At 61.8% G+C, this 20,922-nt stretch carries 22 protein-coding genes; 15 read left to right on the forward strand and 7 right to left on the reverse strand.

Annotated elements, in window-relative coordinates; translation table 11 throughout:
• The 4 genes from FJW05_RS23980 to FJW05_RS23995 all read left to right on the forward strand — a co-directional run.
• On the forward strand, window positions 1–2,570 hold a 2,570-nt coding region (locus FJW05_RS23980; RefSeq protein ID WP_140636238.1), incomplete at its 5' end, for an Ig-like domain-containing protein.
• 110 nt (window positions 2,571–2,680) lie between these two features.
• On the forward strand, window positions 2,681–3,049 hold the full coding sequence (locus tag FJW05_RS23985; RefSeq protein WP_140636240.1) for a hypothetical protein: 369 nt from the start codon (window positions 2,681–2,683) through the stop codon (window positions 3,047–3,049).
• 254 nt (window positions 3,050–3,303) lie between these two features.
• Window positions 3,304–3,915: a lytic transglycosylase domain-containing protein gene (locus tag FJW05_RS23990; protein ID WP_348639833.1), complete on the forward strand. Its 612-nt coding sequence runs from the start codon at window positions 3,304–3,306 to the stop codon at window positions 3,913–3,915.
• 102 nt (window positions 3,916–4,017) lie between these two features.
• Window positions 4,018–5,292 carry a penicillin-binding protein activator gene (locus FJW05_RS23995; protein WP_140636244.1) on the forward strand — a complete coding sequence of 425 codons (1,275 nt, stop codon included), beginning with the start codon at window positions 4,018–4,020 and terminating at the stop codon, window positions 5,290–5,292.
• A 13-nt stretch (window positions 5,293–5,305) separates the two neighbouring features.
• On the opposite strand, the gene FJW05_RS24000 is transcribed toward FJW05_RS23995, so the two are convergent.
• The 6 genes from FJW05_RS24000 to FJW05_RS24025 all read right to left on the reverse strand — a co-directional run bounded on the left by FJW05_RS24000 (window position 5,306) and on the right by FJW05_RS24025 (window position 10,741).
• Window positions 5,306–5,977 carry an isoprenylcysteine carboxylmethyltransferase family protein gene (locus tag FJW05_RS24000; protein ID WP_140636246.1) on the reverse strand — a complete coding sequence of 224 codons (672 nt, stop codon included), beginning with the start codon at window positions 5,975–5,977 and terminating at the stop codon, window positions 5,306–5,308.
• Between the two features lie 300 nt (window positions 5,978–6,277).
• Window positions 6,278–6,823, reverse strand: a complete 546-nt coding sequence (locus tag FJW05_RS24005; RefSeq protein ID WP_140636247.1) for a prepilin peptidase — start codon at window positions 6,821–6,823, stop codon at window positions 6,278–6,280.
• Entirely contained in the window at window positions 6,820–7,368 is a 549-nt protein-coding gene (locus FJW05_RS24010; RefSeq protein WP_181165055.1) for a tetratricopeptide repeat protein, read from the reverse strand. The genes FJW05_RS24005 and FJW05_RS24010 overlap by 4 nt, the downstream gene beginning before the upstream one ends.
• A gap of 50 nt (window positions 7,369–7,418) precedes the next feature.
• Window positions 7,419–8,009 carry a type II secretion system F family protein gene (locus tag FJW05_RS27840; RefSeq protein WP_246673618.1) on the reverse strand — a complete coding sequence of 197 codons (591 nt, stop codon included), beginning with the start codon at window positions 8,007–8,009 and terminating at the stop codon, window positions 7,419–7,421.
• Between the two features lie 375 nt (window positions 8,010–8,384).
• Complete coding sequence (locus FJW05_RS24020) at window positions 8,385–9,356, reverse strand: type II secretion system F family protein (RefSeq protein ID WP_140636251.1); 972 nt, start codon at window positions 9,354–9,356, stop codon at window positions 8,385–8,387.
• On the reverse strand, window positions 9,356–10,741 hold the full coding sequence (locus FJW05_RS24025) for a CpaF family protein (RefSeq protein ID WP_140636355.1): 1,386 nt from the start codon (window positions 10,739–10,741) through the stop codon (window positions 9,356–9,358). Before FJW05_RS24025 ends, FJW05_RS24020 begins: the two co-directional genes overlap by 1 nt.
• A 496-nt stretch (window positions 10,742–11,237) precedes the next feature.
• Here FJW05_RS24025 and FJW05_RS24030 point away from each other — a divergent pair, with 496 nt between their 5' ends.
• The 10 genes from FJW05_RS24030 to FJW05_RS24075 all read left to right on the forward strand — a co-directional run bounded on the left by FJW05_RS24030 (window position 11,238) and on the right by FJW05_RS24075 (window position 19,317).
• The gene (locus tag FJW05_RS24030) at window positions 11,238–11,465 is read left to right on the forward strand and encodes a Flp family type IVb pilin (protein WP_140636253.1); all 228 of its coding nucleotides are present in this window, start codon (window positions 11,238–11,240) and stop codon (window positions 11,463–11,465) included.
• A gap of 117 nt (window positions 11,466–11,582) precedes the next feature.
• A complete protein-coding gene (cpaB, locus tag FJW05_RS24035; protein WP_246673626.1) occupies window positions 11,583–12,602 on the forward strand; it encodes a Flp pilus assembly protein CpaB in 1,020 nt (339 codons plus the stop codon).
• 54 nt (window positions 12,603–12,656) lie between these two features.
• Window positions 12,657–14,102, forward strand: coding sequence for a type II and III secretion system protein family protein (locus tag FJW05_RS24040; RefSeq protein WP_140636257.1), 1,446 nt, complete (start codon window positions 12,657–12,659; stop codon window positions 14,100–14,102).
• Window positions 14,089–14,373 (forward strand): hypothetical protein, encoded by a 285-nt coding sequence (locus FJW05_RS24045; RefSeq protein WP_181165056.1) that lies wholly within the window; start codon window positions 14,089–14,091, stop codon window positions 14,371–14,373. Before FJW05_RS24040 ends, FJW05_RS24045 begins: the two co-directional genes overlap by 14 nt.
• 70 nt (window positions 14,374–14,443) lie before the next feature.
• The gene (locus FJW05_RS24050; RefSeq protein ID WP_140636259.1) at window positions 14,444–15,910 is read left to right on the forward strand and encodes a pilus assembly protein TadG-related protein; all 1,467 of its coding nucleotides are present in this window, start codon (window positions 14,444–14,446) and stop codon (window positions 15,908–15,910) included.
• Window positions 15,911–15,914: 4 nt separating this feature from the next.
• A complete protein-coding gene (locus FJW05_RS24055; RefSeq protein WP_140636261.1) occupies window positions 15,915–16,412 on the forward strand; it encodes a TadE/TadG family type IV pilus assembly protein in 498 nt (165 codons plus the stop codon).
• Window positions 16,406–17,041 (forward strand): TadE/TadG family type IV pilus assembly protein, encoded by a 636-nt coding sequence (locus FJW05_RS24060; RefSeq protein WP_140636263.1) that lies wholly within the window; start codon window positions 16,406–16,408, stop codon window positions 17,039–17,041. Before FJW05_RS24055 ends, FJW05_RS24060 begins: the two co-directional genes overlap by 7 nt.
• Window positions 17,038–18,201, forward strand: a complete 1,164-nt coding sequence (locus tag FJW05_RS24065) for an AAA family ATPase (RefSeq protein WP_140636265.1) — start codon at window positions 17,038–17,040, stop codon at window positions 18,199–18,201. Before FJW05_RS24060 ends, FJW05_RS24065 begins: the two co-directional genes overlap by 4 nt.
• Complete coding sequence (locus FJW05_RS24070; protein ID WP_140636267.1) at window positions 18,188–18,763, forward strand: L,D-transpeptidase; 576 nt, start codon at window positions 18,188–18,190, stop codon at window positions 18,761–18,763. The genes FJW05_RS24065 and FJW05_RS24070 overlap by 14 nt, the downstream gene beginning before the upstream one ends.
• Window positions 18,760–19,317: a hypothetical protein gene (locus tag FJW05_RS24075; RefSeq protein WP_140636269.1), complete on the forward strand. Its 558-nt coding sequence runs from the start codon at window positions 18,760–18,762 to the stop codon at window positions 19,315–19,317. The genes FJW05_RS24070 and FJW05_RS24075 overlap by 4 nt, the downstream gene beginning before the upstream one ends.
• A 29-nt stretch (window positions 19,318–19,346) precedes the next feature.
• Here FJW05_RS24075 and FJW05_RS24080 read toward each other — a convergent pair whose 3' ends face one another.
• Window positions 19,347–19,883, reverse strand: a complete 537-nt coding sequence (locus FJW05_RS24080; RefSeq protein ID WP_140636271.1) for a hypothetical protein — start codon at window positions 19,881–19,883, stop codon at window positions 19,347–19,349.
• A 206-nt stretch (window positions 19,884–20,089) separates the two neighbouring features.
• Between FJW05_RS24080 and FJW05_RS24085 the strand changes: the two genes are divergently transcribed.
• Entirely contained in the window at window positions 20,090–20,794 is a 705-nt protein-coding gene (locus FJW05_RS24085; protein WP_246673620.1) for a thermonuclease family protein, read from the forward strand.
• The last annotated feature ends 128 nt before the right edge of the window (window positions 20,795–20,922 follow it).

A 20,922-nucleotide genomic window follows, 5' to 3' on the forward strand; every position in this document is an offset into this window, starting at 1 on the left:
ATACGGCGAAGGACGCCAACGGCAACACGGTGACCGGCACGGTCAAGATCGACGTCGTCGACGACGTGCCGACAGCGCATGCCGATACCAACAGCATCACGGAAGGTGCGTTGCTGCAGGTGACTGCCGTCAACGGCGTGCTGTCGAACGACGTGTCCGGCGCGGACGGCTATGCCGCCACCGGCGCGGTGACGGGCGTGGCCACCGGTTCGAACGTCTCGAACCCGGTGAGCGGCAATATCGGCGGCAGCGGGATCGCGGGCCAATACGGCACGCTGGTCCTCAACGCCAACGGCTCCTACACCTATACGGCAAATCCCAACTCGGTCACCGCCAATGCGGTCGATCACTTCGTCTACACCATCACCGACGGCGACGGCGACACCTCGACGGTGACGCTGGACATCACCGTCAACAACGTGACGCTGACCGCCGACAATCAGAGCAAGACTGTCAACGAGGCGGCGCTCGACCTGACGAAGGATGGCGCGGACCTTGCCGCCGGCACAGCGACCGGCTCAAACCCATCGAGCACGACCGAGACAGTGACCGGCCAGCTCGCCGTGACGGGCACCGGCATCACCTACACGCCGATCAGCCAGACGACGGCGCATGGCGTGTTCCAGCTGCAGGCGAACGGCGCCTGGACCTACACGCTGACCTCGCCCTTCGACAGCGGCGCGGTGCAGGGCGCCAACACACTGACGGGCGCGGAGAGCTTTACCTATACGGCGAAGGACGCCAACGGCAACACGGTGACCGGCACGGTCAAGATCGACGTCGTCGACGACGTGCCGACAGCGGTCTCGCCGGACTATGCAGTGCTGGCGAACGGAGCGGGGCATTCGGCGACACTCTTCCTCGATGCAGACCAAATGGTATCGAACAACTACGGAGCGGACGGCGCAGGCACGGTGCGGTTCGCGGTGTCCGACGGCGCGGACAGCGGCCTGACGTCGGGCGGTCAGGCCATTACTTACCATCTGGTCGACGGGCAGACCCTGGAGGGAGTGGTAGGCAACACGATTGTGTTCACGGTCACCCTCGACCCATCGCAGTCCACCTATTCCGTGAACATGAGCGGGACGGTCGACAGCCTGTCGCAGGTCACCTTCACCAATGGGTCATATGCATTCTACGGCGGAAACAGCCCTTGGGCCGGCTTTGTACCTACAGGGCAGCAAAGTAATCCGGTCAACGATGACTCGAGGGATGTGCTTTTCACTCCCCTTGGTACCGGTTCGACGATCAACGGGAACGCGAATTCGTTTGGCGTCGGCGGCGGCTTCGCCGGACAGAATGTCGGCTCAGGCGAAGGCATCAGGGTCGACTTCGTCCAGGATCTGACCGGAGCCACGAGCAATGCTGGCGGCCAGGTGTTTGACAACCATTATGTGGCCAACGGTTCCAACTTCACCTTTGGCGACGGAACGGCCAATTCGGTCCTCAATATTGTAGCCCGCGACGACTACAACGGTCTCGGCTCGAACTATTCGGGCACCGACGGCAGTAATGTCGTCGGCGATGGCCACTACGATTCGGTCACATCAATCGCCATTACGTATGACGGGCAAACGCAGATCGTTAATTTTGCGGATATTGGTACTGCGGCAACGCCGATTTTGGTCGGCACTCCGGGCGGCGGACTTGCGGACAGGACTTACACTGTTCAATTCGTCAGTGTGGCGGATGCCCTCGGAACTCACTACGAGGCCCACGTAACAGGCGTGCTCGACAAACAAACTTCCATCGCGACGTTCACCGCCGACGGCTACACCAGCCTGGAACTCACGAATATTTCTCCGCTCAATCCTCAGAACCATCAACCCGTCACCGGAACCGACTTCGCCATTACCGGGTTCGGCGCGGCCGTTCAATCCAGCGATCCTGTCAGCTTCAGCCTTCCGGTCCAGCTCGTGGACGGAGACAATGATGCCGCGGCAAGTTCGATCGGCATCACGCTGACCGGAACGGGGACCGCAGACCACTCGACGGACGTCACGGGCCACGCCTACACGTCGACATCCCTCCTGCCCAACATCATCGGGTCCAACTACGATGACATTCTAAATGGCGACGGCTCCGCGAATGCATTGTACGGCGGAGCCGGCAACGACACGATCAACGGCAATAACGGCAACGATACGCTCATCGGCGGCGCCGGCAACGACAACCTGGACGGTGGCGCCGGCAACGACATCCTCATCGGCGGGTCGGGGCTAAACCACCTGACCGGCGGCGCAGGCAACGATACGTTTGTGATCGATGCGTCCAAGCTCACACTCCATGTGGCCGATGTCATCGCAGACTATACGCCGGGGCAGGACGTCATCGACCTGTCCGATCTGCTCCAATCCCTCGGCGCCAACGCGCCTACGTCGGATGGGCAGACGGGCGCTGCGGTCAATGTTACCTTCTCGAACAACGCGGCTCACGTGATGGTCGATGACAACGGTACCGCTGCCGGCGGCAATATGGTCGAAGTGGCATCGCTGACGGGCGTAGGCGTCAATTCCGCGATTACCATCCTCTACGATCACGCCCACACTCACACGGAAACCGTGACTTGACGGTACGGTCGTCTGGATGACGCAAACTTGGCTCAGGGGCGTGGCGCGCCGCCACGCTTCCATGCTAAACATCAGCAACGCGTGAATTCGCAATTCGGAGAGGGGCTTACATGAGACATTCCGTAAGATTGCTGGCTTCGGCCGCGGCGCTGTTGGTGGCCGGGTCGACGGGGTTCGCCGCCGATATCATCGGCGAGCCGGCGGTGAATTATTGCCGCACTGTGGGCACGTCGGACCTGGTGCTGACCGACAACATGGTCGAGCTCAAGGACCATGTTGTGAAGCTGATGGACGAATCGGTCGCCGTCGCCAACAGCCCGGAATGGATCAACTCGTCGCGCCCCGCCTTCGTCTGGGCCTCGGAAGCCAAGGTCGCCTGCGGCATGGCCTATGGCTACCTCAAGACGAACTACAAGGACGAAGACACGCTCAACAAATGCGAGTGCTTCCACGACCGCATGGTCGAGTACATGCACTGAGCTGACGGGCAAGCGGACGCCGGCTGGCGGCGATGGTGGCCGACGGAGAACCGGCGAAGGCGATCGCGCTGGGCCGGTCCGCCGTTTCACGGAAACGGCGAAACGGTCCATCTCTATGTCTTGACGCAACTGCGAGCGGAAAACCGCTGCGCAGTTTTCCTGGAATTGCCCTGGCGGTCGCCTTGCTCGGCCTGGGGCAAACACCTGCCCACGCCAACTGGCTGGAACGACCGCAGCCGCAACGGGCGCAGCCCGTGCGCTGCGACGCGGCGCCCGAGCGGACGCGCGCGACATTCAAGGCATTCGCCACCTGCCAGGCGTCGCTCTACGGCCTCGAGCCGGTGCTGGCGCGTGCGGTGATGGAGATCGAAAGCGGCTTCGATCCCGGCGTGCGCGGCGCCGACGGCGAGGTCGGCCTGATGCAGGTCATGCCGGCAACGGCGCGGATGCTCGGCTTTCGCGGCTCGCTCGACGAACTTGGCGAGCCGGCCACCAACATCGCGCTCGGCGTCAGATATCTGGCGCAGGCAAACAGGCTCGCCGCGGGCGATCTTTGCACCACCGTGATGAAATACCGGGCCGGGCACGGGGAAACCCGCTTCTCGGTCCGCTCTGTCGACTACTGCCGGCGCGCACGCGCGATCCTGGCACGGGAAGGGCTCGACGCGGCCGGGCCGCTGCCGGTGGCGACGATCGGATTCTCCGACGTCTGGACGATCGGCTTCTTCGCCGCCGGCCGGGAGAAACGCGTCTGCGTGCGCCGATCGTTCGTGCCGGGGCCGCGCTACATGAAATGCGCCGACTATCGCAGCCCGGCGCAGTCGAGGACGATACAGGCGCTGAGAGCGCGGCTCTTCGACGGCTAAAGCCATGACGCAAGAATCACGGGACGGCCGGGCAGGCAAACGTTAAGAGAAGTGAAGGCAGACCAGGGCGAATACTGGCGGCAGATGGGATGGAAGCATCAAATGAAATGTGAGCGGCACGATCCGCATCTGTTGGCTCTCGCTCTCGGGCTCGTCGCGACGCTGTGCGGTTGCCAGTCGAAGAGCGGCGCGTCGGACGTGCTCGATCCGTCGGCGATAGCGGCACCCGCCGGCCAGGCGGGCGCGCCCGCGGCGCCCGCCCAGCAGGCAAGCGGCCAGAGTTCGGCTAGTCCGGCCTTGGCCAGCGCGACATCGGCCGGTCCGGCCTCGGCCGCCGCCGCCAAGGCTCAGCTGACGCTCGGCACGGGGCCGACCAAGGTGGCCATGCTGCTGCCGCTTTCGGCGCCCGGGAGCGCGGGCGAGAACGGCCGGAAAATGTATGACGGCGCGCGGCTCGCGATGGCCGATCTCGGCGACAAGCTTCTGACGCTGACGATCGAGGACACGCGCGGCGACAGCGGCTACGCCAAGGACCTCGCGGTGAAGGCGATCACGTCGGGCCCGGTCAAGGTCGTCATCGGGCCATCCGAGCTTGCAGCCGCGCAGCACCTTGCCAAGCTCTCCGGCTCCAAGCGGCCGCCGGTGCTGGCGCTGGCCGACAATTTCGCCGGTGGCCCCGGCGTCTATTCGGTGCGGCTCGGCGAAGCCGATAGCGCCGCGGCGGGCGCGGCGGCGGTCGCCGCCAAGGGCGCCAGGAAATTCGTGCTGCTGGTGCCTTCGGGCGCGGATTCGAGCCCGATTGAATCCCGGGTAGCCAACGCGCTCAGCATCTATGGCGCCACGCTTGCGGTGACGCTGCCCTATTCGGCGAGCGACGGCGGCGCCAAGGTGGTGTCCGACATGGGCTCGCTGGTCGAGGCGCCCGACGCCGTGGTCGTCGCCTGCGGCGACGGCAGCCCTGTCGCCGTGCTCGCGGCGCTGAAGGCCAAAGGCATTCCGGGCAAGGCGGTGACGCTGATCGGCACCGACCGCTGGCTCGAGCGCCCGATGGATCCGCTCTACGAAGGCGCCTATATCGCGACGCTCGACCAGAGCGAGACCGGCCCGATCGCCGACCGCTTCAAGGCGACCTACAACTACCAGCCGGACGTCAACGTGGCCTATGCCTACGACGTGGTGGCGCTGAGCGCGGGCATCGCGAGCTCCGCCGGCCCTAACGGCTTCAGCAAGCAGGTGCTGGAAAACGCCAGCGGCTTCCGCGGCTCGACCGGCCTGTTCCGCTTCCGCGCTGACGGCTCGAGCCAAAGGTCGATGCCGTTTTTCAAGGTGGAGAAGGGTAAGCTGAAGCTGGTGGAGAAGTCGACGTCGGGGTTTTGAGGGGGGCTGCGGGTCAGCTATCTCGGGAAGGTGCCGCCTGGGGGGCAGAAAATAATCGCGGCAACAGCATTGGCACCCGCCGGGCATATTCATCATATTCGGGAAAGGTCTGCCGCAGGATCGCTTCTTCGTTCATGGCACGACGGTACTGCAACGAGAACTGCAGTATGCCCAATGCGACCATCAGCACTGAAAAATGCGAAACGATCATCCCGACAACAAATACTGCCTCACAGATGTAGAGCGGATGGCGGACAACGGAATATGGACCGGTGGTAACCAGGCGGCGAGCCGTAGCCATGAGAGAAAAAGACCGGCCGAGCCAATTAAGACAGAAAATCGAACTCGACGTGCCAACGAAAATTAAGCAAAGTGCGGTCACTTGCACAGCCCCACTTTCCACCGGACGTGTCAGAACCATTGCCACCAGTATCAGGAAGGTTCCGGCCACCGAAGTGATCCTCGGTTCGATTCCCCGCGCAGTTGCCTGCGCCGGAAGCCGGCTGATCGTCATGACCAGTTGCAGCAACAGAAACACTGTCGATGTTAGTTGAGTTACGACTGCCAGCGTGATGGCCGAAGTGTCGTGCTGGAAATAAAGGAACAACGGAATCGCGCTAGACGTCGCCAAGAACGTCATGACGACAGTGATGGCGATACGCCCAAAGAAATCCTCATTTAACATTTCTGTCGCCCCTCCCCAAGACGCCATTCAAGCAGCACTTCATCGCCGAGACAAGGAAATGGTTTCCAGAAAGTTAACGGCCCTCCACATGCACGTCTAATTAACCTGTCCAGCCTATCCTCGGCGAATGCAGAACACGCTTCCGCTACTTCGCTTCCTGGCTCCGATGACGGCGACCATTTCGGTCTTCACGCTGATCGCGCTTAATCCGCACAGCGCGACGTTTGCATTTTGGTTGACGTTGCCTGTGAACGCTGCCGGATGGCCCGCGCTTCGTACAGCAAAGCCGCCAAGCGTGATTTAGTTAAGCTGTTCCAAGACCCCGGAACTTGTTGCCACCACCACCGCATGATACATCTGCAAGGCTATCGCGCAGATCGCGGCTGCCGAGATCGGCACGCCGAACGGCACGACGCCCTTGCGATCCATATGCTGGACATAGTGGCGGAACACCCCTGCCGGCAGCAGGAAGGGATTCTTGACCAGTGCCGCCGTGGCGACGGCGAAGACCAGCAGGAACACGGAAAACACCGCGAGATTGCCGCCGCCGATCAGAAACGGCGTGACGCTCATCAGCTTGACATCGCCGGCGCCGATCTTGCGCAAGAGCCAGAACGGAAACAGCGCAAGGAATAGCGCGACGCCGCCAAACGCGCTGATGCCCATTTCCAGCCACGAGTGAGTTTGCAGCGCCTGGAATTGCAGCGCGCCGAGCCCGAGGCAGAGCAGCAGCAGCACGGCTCGGTTGGCTATCTTCTGCGTCGTGAAATCGGTCCAGGCGATTCGCGCCAGCAATAGGATGGCCAGCGCCTTGAACACAAGCGACGCGGCAAGCAAAAGGCTCATGACCGCTCTATGTTGCGCACGCTGGACGACAGAAGCTTCAGATTGTTGGCAACCGTCGGATCGTTCGGCGCCAGTTCATAGGCCTTCAGGAAATTGCTGCGCGCATCCTGCAGCTTGCCGCGCAGCAGGTAGGAATAGCCGACATTGTTGTAATATTCCGGCGTCGCGCCGAGCAGCCGGTAGGCGCGGCCATAGGCGAGGTCGGCAAGGTCGAAGCGGCGGATACGGTCGCAGGAGGCGGCAAGGCCCAGCCAGGCGACACCGTCATTGGGCGCCAGCCTTGTGGCCTTGTAGAACAGGGCGCCGGCATTGCCGTAATTTTCGGAACGGAACTGGGTCTTGGCCTCGGTGACCGCCTGGTCCGACGCATAGTAGTCGACGTCACTGATCGTTTTCAGTCCGTCGAAGGTATCTCCAAAGGCGGTATAGTCGCCCTTGGCGGGCTCATTGGTGCGCACGACGCCCGTGCTATCGGTCGACTGGCAACCGGCGAGCAGGATAAGCAGCACACTGGCTGCGGCGGCGAGGCGTATTGGGCCTGTCATTTTGTCCCCTAGGATCCCCGACTCTGTTTAGAACCTAATCATACGACGACTTAGAAGAAAATGCCTCTCATGCGAATGATGACCGGCAACATGATCACCAACATCACCACTGGAAAGATGCAGAGCCCCAGCGGGATCATCATTTTAACCGGCAAGGAATTAGCGCGCTCTTCCGCATGAAAAATCCGCTGATCGCGCATCTCGGCGCTGTAAACCCGCAATGCTTCGGTGAGACTGGTGCCAAGTTCTTCCGACTGCCGAAACAGCACGGCCAGCGCTCTTGCCTCTTCGAGACCGATGCGATCGGCAAGCTCGCGCAGCGCTTCGCGCAGCGGCTTGCCGGCGCGCAGCTGCAGATTCATGATCGTAAGCTGGATGCCTAGCCATTTGTGCGTGCCGGCCATTTCCTGGCTGACGCGCTCGACTGCCGCTTCCAGGCTCATGCCGGCATCGGCGCAAGTGATCATCATGTCCATGAAATCGGGAAAGGAGCGACGGTAAACCCGCTTCTGTGCGTTCTCGAAGCGGTCGAGCATGATGCTGGGAATGACGATGCAGGCCAGGCCAAACAAGGCTGACCCAGCAAAGGGCAAGAACTCAGGCAGCCGCGATGGCAGCACGCGCGAGAGAAGCGCATACATGGCCAGGAAGCCTATGCAGACGGCGCCCAGCCGGCAAAGCGTATAGATCAGAGGCGCGCTGGATTGATAAAAGCCGGCACGAAAGAGCTTTGCCTCCAGCGCGTTCGGCTCCTTGCGTTCCTTTTCGATCGACTTGAAATAGGCATCGACCGGCTTTTGCGCCGAGATCTTGGCAAGGCGGTCCTGTCCCAATATCGAGCGACGGTCGACAACACTGTCGCCTAACAGGCTATCGGTGACCAGCCTCCGCGTCTGCAATGCCGGCAAGAACACCAATGCGGCGAACAGGAATAGCGCCACAGCCGCCGCGAAGACGGCGAGGGAGACCAGAAACGTCAGGTCATTGGTGTTGGAAAGCAGGTTTATAGCTCACTCCTAGAAATCGAAAGTGACCATGCGGTACATGATGAAGTCACCGAGAAGCGCCCAGATCCCGAAGATCAGGAATACGGGCAATATCATCGGATCGCCCCAGACTTTTCCGTAGTATGACGGCGCTATCAGTTGCAGGACCAGGAACATCACAACCGGAAACAACGAGATGATCCATGCCGAAACGCGACCTTCGGCCGACAGCGCCCTGATCTTCATTCGTAGCTTTTGCCGCTCGCGAAGCACCGATGAGAGATTGGCAAGAATCTCGGTGAGGTTGCCGCCTGTCTTGGCCTGGATCGCCAGCGATACCGACAGCAGGTGCAGTCCCTCGAAGCCTACACGTTCCGACAGCTTCCTTATCGCCTGCTCGATGCTCAGCCCAAAGGTGATTTCGTCGGCGACGATGCCAAATTCCGTTCCCAGGGGATCCGGCATTTCACGGGCGACCAAGCCTATTGCAACAGTGGCGGGATGGCCGGCACGCAATGAACGGACAATCATGTCGAGAGCGTCGGGCAATTGCTTGGCGAATTTCTGTATTCTCTTCCCGCGGGCTCGCCGCAGAACGAGCAGCGGCAGCGCGAAGGCAACAAGCAGAAAGATGATGAAGTCAGCCGGAGCAGCCAATCGGATAAGGAACGAAAGCAGCAAGGCCAATACCAGGCCTGCAAGAAGAAAGCTCGACGCGAAAGTCAGCGGGCTTCCGGTAATGCCGGACTGGGTATAAAGCCGGTTCAGCCAGACAAAGCCGGAGATGAAGTCCCCTGAATCGGTCAGGCCGCGTTCGCGCAGCAAATTTTGCAAGGTCTTTTCGGCAGGAGCCTCGTCGGCCAAGCGGCGCAGCCTGTGGTTGATCGCCATGGTACGTGACCGCCGACCGGCGAGCGATAGATAGAAGGCTTCGCCGGCAAGAATGACGGAGGCCGCCGCGACCGCGTAGATGAAGTAAAGCAGCGCCTGTCCCGTCAGCATCACATAGGTACCTGCGGATTGAAGGCGTCCTTGGCGAAGTGCAGGCCGAGCGTGGCGGCCTCAGGGGCAAAGCGCGGACGCACGCCGGTGGCGCGGAAATCGCCTATGATTGCTCCATCGGCGGCAACATCGCGCCTGACATAGTGGTAGATTTCCTGCAACTGGACGATGTTGCCTTCCATGCCGGTGATTTCCGCGATGGAGACGACCCGCCGGCCGCCGTCCGCAAGCCGCTGCGTCTGCACGATGATGTCGATGGCCGATGCAATCTGCGCACGGATGGATTCATGCGTCATCGGCATGCCGGCCATGCCGACCATCTGCTCCAGGCGCGAAATGGCGTCGCGCGGGGTGTTGGCGTGGATGGTGGTCATCGAGCCTTCATGGCCGGTGTTCATGGCCTGCAGCATGTCGAAGGCTTCCTCGCCACGCACCTCGCCGACGATGATGCGGTCGGGCCGCATACGCAGCGCATTCTTCACCAGCTCACGCTGGCGGATCTCGCCCTTGCCCTCGACATTGGGCGGACGCGTTTCCAACCGGCCGACATGGGGCTGCTGCAGTTGCAGCTCCGCAGCATCCTCGATGGTGACCAGGCGCTCCTTCGATGGGATGTGGCTCGACAGCGCGTTGAGCAGCGTGGTCTTGCCGCTGCCGGTGCCGCCCGAAACCAGGATCGACTTGCGCGCCTGCACGGCGATGCGCAGCAGATCGATCATCGGCTGGCGGATCGAATTGAACGCCATCAGGCGTTCCAGCGAATAGGGATTCTTGGAGAATTTGCGTATCGATACAAGCGGGCCATCGACCGAAACCGGCCGCACGGCGATGTTGACGCGCGAGCCATCCTCCAGGCGCGCATCCGCCATCGGCGACGATTCATCGACCCGGCGACCAATGGCCGAGACGATCTTGTTGATGATGCGCAGCAGATGCGCCTCGTCGCGAAAACGGATCGCGGTCTGCTCGATCATGCCGCGACGCTCTATGAAGACCCGCTCATGCGTGTTGATCATGATGTCGGTAATGGAATCGTCCTTGAGCAGCGGCTCGATCGGACCAAGGCCAAGCATCTCATCCGCCGTGTCGCTAGTGAGTTGATCGAGCTCGCGAGCATTCAAGGGCACATTCCGGCCGCGCACGAACTCGCGCACGATCGGCCGGATCTCGTTAAGGATCTCGTCCTTGGATGCATTTTCAAGCGCAGTCAGGTTGAAGCGATCGATCAGGTGCCGGTGCAGCTCGACCTTCAGCGTGAGGAAATCGCCGCCTTGCGGTTCCCCATCCGCCGTGGACATCGCAACTGTTCCGTTTGCAGCCGCAACCACGGGCGCCGTCTGCGGCGCACTTTGCTCATTCGGTCCTTTGATGAAGCGACCCAGCATTCCGCTCAAGCCCCCGCGATTTCCCCTGGATCGAAACTAAGCGTTAACCACGAGGGGAGCAAGCGGCATACAGGCAATAAGGGATGTATACTTGCAACATAGTTAAAAAATAGACTTCAAGAAATCGTTTTATTTTTCCTGCTCCGCATTTCACCGACCAAGGTCCTACGACCTTTGTCACCCGCAGGCCGACCAATGTCTGCTAAGTTCTTAGATATATTGAATTATATATGATTTCTAATGTGACAAGGGTGCGGCGTGGGCGCGGCGAAATTGTGAATGAATGGTTAAGACCGCTTGAAAAGCCAAGCGAATCAAGCTGTTGTCGAAAATGAAAGAGCGTCCTTGCCAGTATTGAAAGGTTAAGCTTCCGTTAATCCGTTTGACTCGGCTTTTTCGAGGGACCTAGGATTGAACGTGACGGGGGATGCTTGGGTATGGGGTTCATCCTTAGCTCTGTCTCGTCGGGTTCAAACCTCCAAAGGGAGAAATTGGCATGAAGAAGCTCATGACGATGGCCCGGCAGTTCCGCGACGACGAAAACGGCGCTGCCATGGTCGAATATTCTATTCTGCTAGGTCTCATCGCCGCTGCCACGATCGCTGTTGTGGTCGTGATCGCCGGATGGGTTGGCGATCAGTTCGCTGGTCTCTGCGTCCATCTCAATAACCATGGCACCAACGCTGCCGGCACTGGCACCGGCACTTGCGCTGTTCCGACGTAATCAAGAATTCCCTGGGCCGGATCGCTCGATCCCGGCCCAGGGTTCGCGCCATGAGAGACTAGCATCGCCCATGGGGGGCGATTTTGGGGTGGGAAAATGCGCGCCAATACACTCATCATGATCGTGCTCGCCGGCGTGTTCGGCGTGCTGGCGGTCGTTCTCGCCAACATCTGGCTGGCAAACCAGCGCAGCGCAATGGCGCAATCGAACGGCGTGCAGGCAAGCACGGTCGTAGTCGCTGCGGTGCCGCTGAAATTCGGCGACGCGCTGAGCGCCGACAAATTGCGCGAAATTGCATGGCCGGCCGGAGCGATGCCGGCAGGCGCGTTCAAGACGGTCAAGGAAGCTATGGCCGGCAACGGTGCGCGCCAGGCGCTGCAGTCCATCAGCGCAAACGAACCTGTTCTCGCTGCCAAGATCACCGGCCCGGGCCAGCGCGCAACCCTATCGGCGGTGCTTGACGAGGGCATGAAAGCCGTTTCCATCAGGGTCAACGACGTGCTCGGCGTGGCCGGCTTCGTCTTTCCCGGCGACCGTGTCGACGTACTGCTGACCCGATCGGTTCGCGACAGTGACGGTGCCGACAAGAGTTTCGTCGACGTGTTGCTGCAGAGCGTCAAGGTGCTTGCCGTCGACCAGGTTGCGGATGCGACCAAGGACAATCCGACTGTCGTCAAGGCGGTGACTGTGGAAGTGAGCACGAAAGATGCACAGAAGCTCACATTGGCCGCAGGTGCTGGCCAGTTGTCCCTGGCTTTGCGTCAGGCTGCCGGCAGCAAGGGCGAGATGAACGAAAGGATCACGCTGGCGGATCTGACCGGCGACACGCCGGACGATGTCGCCAAACGGCAGGCCGAGCTCGACAAGAAGGCGGCTGAGGAAGCCGCGGCTGCCGAAGAGCGCAAGCGGGCCGACGATAAGATCGATGGATTGGCCAGGGCGGTGGAGCGCGTTGGCAGCCAGGTCGACCAGTTGAGCAAGGCCAAGCCCGTGCCTGTCGTGACCTCGGCGCCACAGGTCGCGCAGGAGGTGAAGGAAGTGATCAAATACGTGCAGCCGGAACCGCCGAAGCTGGCGACGATCGGGGTGTTCCGTGGTATCAAGCTGGAGTCGTATGAAGTGCCGCGACAAGACTGACGAGGGTCGGCGCGGCGGAGGCTGCCCTTGGGGCAGCAAGCGGGGAGACGGGGAATGAAGGGGTTTTGGGTGAGGATAGCGGCGGCCGCGCTATCCGTGTTGGGCGTATCGGCGATCTCCGTCCATCCGGCTGCGGCGGCGGACCGCTTCATCGACGTGTCGAGCCCGTCGCTTCATCGCGTGTTCGTGCCCGTTTCCCAATCCGCCACGATCCAGGTGAACGCCACCCTGGGCGACATCGTGGTCGGCGACGAGAAGATCGCCGATGCGCAACCGATGACCGACAAGACGCTCTACATCATCGGCAAGACTGTCGGCACCACCACAGTCAACCTGTTCTCCGAGGACAAGCGCTCGCTGGGCGCCATCCAGATCGAGGTCGGCCAGGATGTCAGCGACATGGCGGTAGCCATTCGCCAGGTGGCGCCGAAGGCGCGGATCGAGATCGGTTCGATCAACGGCAAGGTTCGCCTGAGCGGCCATGTCAAGGACGCCGCGACGTTGGCATCCATCGTGGAAGTCACGCAGCAATACGGTCCCGACTCCATCATCAATGCCGTCACCATTGACGACAGCGAGCAGGTCAATCTGTCGGTGCGCATCCTCGAGGCGAAGCGCAACGCCGGCCGCGATCTCGGTGTCTCGTTCAGGAGTACGAATAGCAGGGGCACTACCAGGGTCGGGACCGGCATCGGCACCATAGATAAAGATGGGGCCGAACTAGGCGCGGGCGATCTGGTCACGGGCCTTCTCTCCAATACCAACCCTTTCGCGGCGCTGATTACCCGTATCATCGACAGCAACATCAAAGTCGACCTGATCATTGAGGCATTGGAGGCCAAGGGCGTCGTGCGCACGTTGGCCGAACCGAACCTGACTACTGTCTCTGGCGAGACGGCCAGCTTCAATGCCGGCGGCGAGGTGCCGGTGCGCAGCGTCAATGCGCAAGGTGAAGTGGAGATCGTGTTCAAGCAGTTCGGCGTCAATCTGAACTTCACGCCGGTGGTGCTGGACGACGGCAAGATCCACATCAAGCTGGCGCCGGAAGTGAGCGACCTGACCGGCTTCACCGCTGCAGGCGATCCGATCTTCACCAACCGCAAGCTGTCGACGGTGGTCGACCTGCGTGACGGCCAGAGCTTCGCGGTCGGCGGCCTGCTTTCCAGCAAGAACACGATACAGCAAGATCAGGTGCCCTGGCTCGGCCAGGTGCCGATCGTCGGCGCGCTGTTCCACAATTCGAGCACGCAGAAGGAAGAGACAGAACTGGTCGTCATCGTGACGCCGCATCTGGTGCGGCCTGTGAGGCCCGGCGAGCAACTGGCGACGCCTTTCGACAAGACCAAGCCCGCCAACGATCCGGAGCTCATGCTGCTCGGCCAGCTCGAAGTCAACAAGGACATGATCCGCATGTACGAGCATGGCGAAGGCGTCACCGGCCCCTACGGCCACATGCTGGATGTGAAATCGAAGGACAAGCTGGTCTATGTCAAGAAGTAAGCTCCTGCTCATGCTTCTCGGCACCAGCCTGCTTGCGGGCTGCGCGGCCGATTATCTGCACAATTACGACACGATGACGCTGGCTTCCGGCGACTCGCAGAAAGCCAATCAGCTGCTGCAGACGGTCGATCCGTATAACCCGGCTTCCAACAATACCAAGATCGAAGGCGACGGCGCGCGGTCCGTCGCTGTCGTGCAGAAATACAAATATCCGGCGTCGGCGCCCGCGACTGGGACGACGGTCAGTGCCGGACCGGCAGGTACGCAGTGAATTAAGCAGAAGGATGCGGTTCGTCAGGCGAGCGAGGACGCCTGGCACGAATGGAACAGAGAGTAAGATCATGTTGAGGACCATTCGTGAATTCTGGGACGATCAGCGCGGCATAGCGATGATCCTTGTCGCCATCATGCTGCCGGTGCTTGTCGGCTTCGCCGTTTTGGCGATCGACATGAGCCGCGCCAACGGATTGCACAGCGATCTGCAAAAAGGCGTCGACGCGCTCGCGCTTGCAGGGGCAGCGGAACTGGACGGCAATTCGGATGCCTGGACGCGAGCAGAGAGGGCCCTCGCGAATTTGGTTTCCAACGACACCATATTCGCCGATGCAGGTGTCGTGACGTTGCCAAGTACGGGCAGCACCACGGTCAATCCAACCTATTCCGCGTGCCGTTCAAGGGGCCAGATTTCCTGGTGCTTCCTTGCAAGCATCCCTGCAAACGACTCCGACCCGATCACTTCGGCCAACTATGCGGCATCGGCAGGTGCAAGCAAGTTCATCCAGGTGACGGCTCAACCGGAGAGCTTCACAGCTATGTTCCCGGTTTCTTACGTTTCAGGCAGTTCGGTCGACAGCTTCAATGTCGGCGCGGAAGCTGTGGCCGGCTTCACCAACGCGTTGTGTCAGTTCACGCCGATGTTCATCTGCAATCCTTACACCTCTCTCGGCGCGCTGCAGACGGCTGTTTCGGGAACGAGTAAGCCGATGATCCTGCTCAAAGAGCAGACCGGCGGAAACAATGCCCAATATCTTCCCGGCAATTACGGGTTCCTGTCTTCCCCGGAGGGAGACAAGTCCACGGCGACTCTTACCGAAATGTTCGCCGTGACCAATCCGCCAGCTTGCTACAGCCAAAACGGAGTTACAACGCGTCCAGGCAACATTCCGCCCGTCGATGCCGGCATCAACACCCGCTTCGACCTTTACGACAACAGCGGGCCCTACAAGACCGATCCCACCGTCAACCCGCCAGCGCCTAATGTCCGCAAAGGCATGGCTGTATCGAATGCCGGTAAGAAGAGTTGCTCCTATGCCGCGCCGGACAGCAATCAGGCCAGCAAATACATGGCGCTCCCACATGACACCGGCTGCTGCACACAGGCCGGAGTGCCTGGCAACGGCCTTTGGAACTTCTCCGGTTATTGGAGTGTCAATCACGGCAATGCGAGCACTTCCGAGGTGCTGACTGCGTGCGGCGCAAACCCCAGCCGGTACTGCGTCTACAGATACGAGATCAACAATCCGACGCTGAAAAGCGGGCAGGAGAAGACTGCCCCAGAGTGCAACACGACGACCCAGGGCGCCGACCGGCGGCTCCTTTACGTTGCGATTGTCGACTGCGTTAACAACAACGTCAAAGGCGGCAACCAGACATTGCCGGTGCAAGCTTTCGCCAGCATGTTCGTCACGGAACCGGCGGGAGGGCCACCAGACGCCAATATATATGCTGAATTCGAGGACATCAGCACTTCGGTCGGTCAGGGCACGTTGAAGAAACTCCAGCGCAACGAAGCGCAACTGTATCGGTGAAGCCATGCTGGTCGCGCTCAAACAAATCATTCAGCGTTTCAATAGCGACGACGAGGGCGCCGCGCTGGTCGAGATGGCTATCGTGACGCCCTTCGTGCTGCTGCTGTCGGCGGGCGTCTTTGAGTTCGGGAACATCCTGAACACACGCATGCTCCTCGACGCCGGCGTCAAGGATGCTGCCCGCTACATGGCGCGCTGCAGCAGCGATTGGGATACTTGCAAACCATTGGCACAAAAGCTTGCGGCCAATGGGGCCATCGACGGCACCGTCGCTCGAGTGAATGGATGGCTTCCAGAACAAGTAGAAATCACCAAGACATCTACTCAGGCGATCGATACCGCTACCGGTACCGAACTTTACCTTAGCAGCACCGCCAACGTCATTGTCGCGCAGGTCAGCACGTCGTATCCATACCCTGATCTCGGATTGTGGTCGTATCTTGGTTTTAGCGGTCAGCTCGCCCTCACGGTTTCCCATCAGGAGCGCGTCTTCGGATGGTGAGGCTGCGACCTAAATTTTGGGCAAGCGAGTCCGGCTCGACGATGGTCGAGATGGCCATCGCCATGCCGTTGCTGTTGACACTCCTGCTCGGCTTCGTCGACTTCGGCTATGCCTTCTACCAATGGAATGCCGCCAACAAGGCGGTGCAAGCCGGCGCAAGGCTCGCGCAGATTTCCAGCCCGGTCGCCAGCGGACTTTCACTGGAGGCAAAAACGCCCAGCGACTCGCTGGACGTCGGCAAGGCAGTTCCAGCCAACACGTACAACTATGTCTGCACCGCTAGCGCGGCGGGGACGGCCTCGTGCACCTGCGGAACCGGGGCTACGTGCCAGGACCTCACCGCGAGTCAGGCCGCCTTCGACTTTATTTTCAGTGGCAACGCTAGCCAACCTGGAATGCAGACATTCCTGCCGTTGCTGGTTAAGTCCGAGGTGCAGATTCAGTATCAGGCTTCCGGCTTGGGGTACTGGACCCGCCCCAACGGTCCCGTCCCGACCATCACGGTCAGCATCGTCAATCATCAATTCCAGTTCTTTTTCCTGAGCGGATTGCTCGGATTTTCCAACATCACCATGCCCTCGATGTTGAGCACGGTCACGGGCGAAGACATGAAGAGTACGTTCCCATGAACGCCATCGACACCAGAGTCCTCCCCACAAAACGCAAGCAGGTGGCGCTGTTTTCCGGCGATGCGAATTTCAAGCGCGATGTCACCACGCGGCTCGACGCGCTGGCGATCTATGACGTGAAGGTCTCGGATGCGGCAGAGTTCCTGAAGGGGCCGCCTGTCGACAGCCGGCCCGGCATCATCATCCTCGATCTGGCCAATGGCGAGCTGCTCGGCAATCCGGCAATCGTCGAGGCGCGCGCGGCCTGGGCGTCGGTGCCGCTGATTGCGATCTCCGACGAGCTCACCTCCGAGCAGACGCGCGTTCTGGTGCGCATGAACGCGTCCGACTGGCTGCACAAGCCGCTCGACGCCAAGGAGCTGCTCAACGCCGTCACCTTCCACGACACCGGCAGCCAGGGCACCAAGAGCCGCATCATCACCTTCATTGCCGCCAGCGGCGGCGCCGGCGCGACCACGCTGGCGATCTCGGCGGCCGAGTATCTGGCCTCGAAATCGGCCGAGCGGGCGGCCTCGACCTGCCTCGTCGACCTCGATTTCCAGAGCGCCAATTGCGGCGCCTATCTCAACCAGTTCAACCAGTTCGACCTTTCCGGCATCATCGGCCAGCCGGACCGGCTCGACGTCGAGCTGATGGACGTCATCAAATTGTCGCGGCCCTCCGGCCTCACGCTCTATTCCTTCGAGCGGCCGCAATTGCCGTTCGAGCCGCGCGGTTCCGACTTCGTCTTCAGGCTGCTCGACCTCGTCGCCTACCGCTTCGACGACATCGTCATCGACCTGCCCAACATCGAGACGCCGTGGCACGATTCGGTGCTGCGCACGAGCGACGAGATCTTCATCGTCTTCGAGCTCAACGTCGCTTCGCTGAGACAAGGCAAGCGGCTCTACAAGAAGATCCGCGAATTGCGCGGCAACAAGGTCAGCATCACGCTGGTCGCCAACAAGCACAAGCGCAAATGGTTCGGCAACCACTTCTCGCGCAGCGAGCTGGAGAAGATCTTCAAGGCGCCGCACATCAAGTCGCTGGCGCTGGACAACGCGCTCCTGGCCGACGCGCTGAATCGCGCCATCCTGCCTTCCGAGGTGGACGGACGCGCGCGTTTCAACAAGGACCTGAAACGCATGTTCAAGGAGCGGCTGGACAATGCCCAGCGCTAGCCGATTCACCGCCGCGCATCTGGCCAGCGCCTGCCTGGCAGGCATGGTGCTGGTGTCGGCCTGCGATTTGGCGCAAGCCGGCTCAGGACTGCCGCCGCTGCCCGCCATGGGGCCTAGCCTGCGCAAGGCGGTCGCCTTCGAGACCGGCGAGCAGCCCGGCACGATCGTCATCCGCAAAAACGAGAAGGCGCTCTATCTGGTGACTGGCCAGGGCCAGGCGCTGCGCTACCAGATCAGCGTCGGCCGCGACGGCTTCGGCTGGACCGGAACGGTCAAAATCGCTTCCAAGACCGAATGGCCGGAATGGCGCCCGCCCAGGGAAATGCGCGCGCGTCGGCCGGAACTGCCGGCGATGGTGCCGGCCGGTCCCTACAATCCGCTCGGCGCCAGGGCGCTTTATCTGTCGCGCGACGGGCGCGACACGCTCTATCGCATCCATGGCACCAACGATCCCAAGGGCGTCGGTTTCGACGGCACGTCCGGATGCTTCCGGCTGACGAACACCGATGTGATCGATCTCTTCAAACGCGTCGCGGTGGGCGCAAAGGTGGTGGTTGAATGACGATGATCAGCGAGCCGGACGTCCCGGCAATCGAACTCGGTCACAGGGAAGCCGCTCCGGGAAAGCCCAGCCGGGCCAGGCTGATCGGCGTCGTGGCGGTGGGTGCGTTGCTCGTCACCGTCGTCAACGTGACGGCCGCGGTCTATCTCTATCGCGGCGTCAACGATCTCAAGACGATGGAGGCGCGGCTGGAACAGCTCGGCCAGTTCGAGCAGCGGATCGGCGCGCGCATCGACACCGTCAATAACGGTTTCCAGAGCCGGTTCGAGACGCTGGACCATCAGTTGCAGGCGAATTTCGGCCGGATCAACGGCAATATCGCCAAGCTTGAGCAAGGCCAGCCCGTCGCCGCCAGCGAGCCGGCGCCCGGCGCGGCCGAGCCGGCCCTGCTCGACAACACCACGGTGGCGGATGCGTCCGCGGCCGACGGAGACGCTGGCGCCGGAGACGGACAGCCCGCGTTCAAGCGCAAGGTCGCGCCTCCGGGGCCCAACCCGTCCTACCAGCGCATCCAGCAGCCCGACGGCAAGGTCTATTACAAGAAGATCAACTGAGCAGGCGGGTTTTCGCCTGAGCCGGCAGGTTACAGATCGCGCTGCAGCGAGAGCATGCGGACAGAGCGGGCTTCGGCACGCAGCTTTGCCTCGCGCAGAAAGGCGACATGGCAGTAGGCGCATGCCGCGAGACCGAGGCACAGCACCAGGCAATTCTGCAGGCTGAGGTCGACCATCACCGAGAACTGAAGACCACGGGGCGTGACGAAGGCGGCGATAGTGCTCGCCGTTTCCGCGTGGCTGCTCAGCGCCATCATGAACCCGGCGAAAATGATTGCGGCATGATTGGCGAGGAAGAAGCCGCCGGACCATTTTGAGCGGCTGGCCATCCAGCAGCCGCCTGCCGCCAGGACGATAACGGCCGCATCGAGCGCCATCGATCCACCGAGATAGACGTGCACCTGCTGCCAGAACATGGTCGAGAACGGCCGCAGCTCGAGCCATGCGTGCCACGCAGCGGGGCTCGCCGGATAGAAGCCGAGAAGCATTGCCGCCGCTCGTTCCGCCGCCAGCAGAATGAGCACCAGGGCCGGAAAGGCGAAAAGCAGCATCGGCTTGCGCATCATGTCATCCCCTCGACATCCGATGACCGATTCTAGGCCGCATTGGTTGCGCGAGACTTAACGCAACGCCTTGCTTTTCAAGGAATGTCGCTCACATCTAATGTGTGGTCCGATTCAGCGGTCTGGGGTTGCGCCATGTCGACAGGAGCTAACGGGTCGGGCTCGGGAAGCGCCGCCGGCAACCGGCACGATCCCGCGGGGGCCCGCGCGTGAGCCAGGCGAAGCCGCCCGGCCGCTCGCTGCTGGCGTCCGCGCTCGGCGGTCTCGGTTTGCTCGCAGGCATGATGCTGATCGTCGAGGGTGGCCGGCTGCTGCCGCCCGCTTCGATCGCACCGGTTCAGGACGCCGGCGACCTGAAGCCGGCCTTCCATGGCCCGATCCATGACGCGCGGCCAGGCCGGCCGGCGCGCAAGATCGCCGAGGACCTCATTGCGCCGCCGCCGCTCGACCCATCCGGGATCGAGCGCATCGAGCCGCGTCCTCCGCTTGGCGAACTCGGACTTGCGCCGCGGCCGCAGACGCCGATGCCGCAGGATTGGCGCGAGACGCTGCTTTTCCGTCCCGTCGCGGCCTCCTCGGCGGTCGTCGAAGCCATGGGACGCACCGTCGCCATCAGCGGGACGGTCGACATAGGCCCCGACAGGACCTGCATGTTCGACGACACCGCCTGGCCCTGCGGCCAGCGGGCGCGGGCCGCCTTCAACGCCTGGCTGCGCGGGCGAGCGCTGAAATGCCTCCTGCCGCCGGACGCCGACCGTTTCGCCATCGCCGCGCCCTGTGCGCTCGGCACGCAGGATGTCGGCGCCTGGCTGGTTTCCAACGGCTGGGCGATGGCCGCTCGCAGCGGCATTTACGGCAAGGCGGAGGTGGTGGCGAGGACCGCCCGGATGGGCATTTTCGGCCCACCGCAATAGCGCTGCTGCGCGAAAGCCGGTGGCCGGTTCCCTCGCGCACTTGCGTGAAAGCAGAATGGTCAGGGCGGTTCAGCACTTCTAAAACCTGGACTGGGCTGACGACCTGCAGGTCGTCAGCCGTGGACCGC

The organism is Mesorhizobium sp. B2-9-1 (genome assembly GCF_006439455.1).
In the GTDB taxonomy this organism is placed as follows: Bacteria; Pseudomonadota; Alphaproteobacteria; order Rhizobiales; family Rhizobiaceae; genus Mesorhizobium.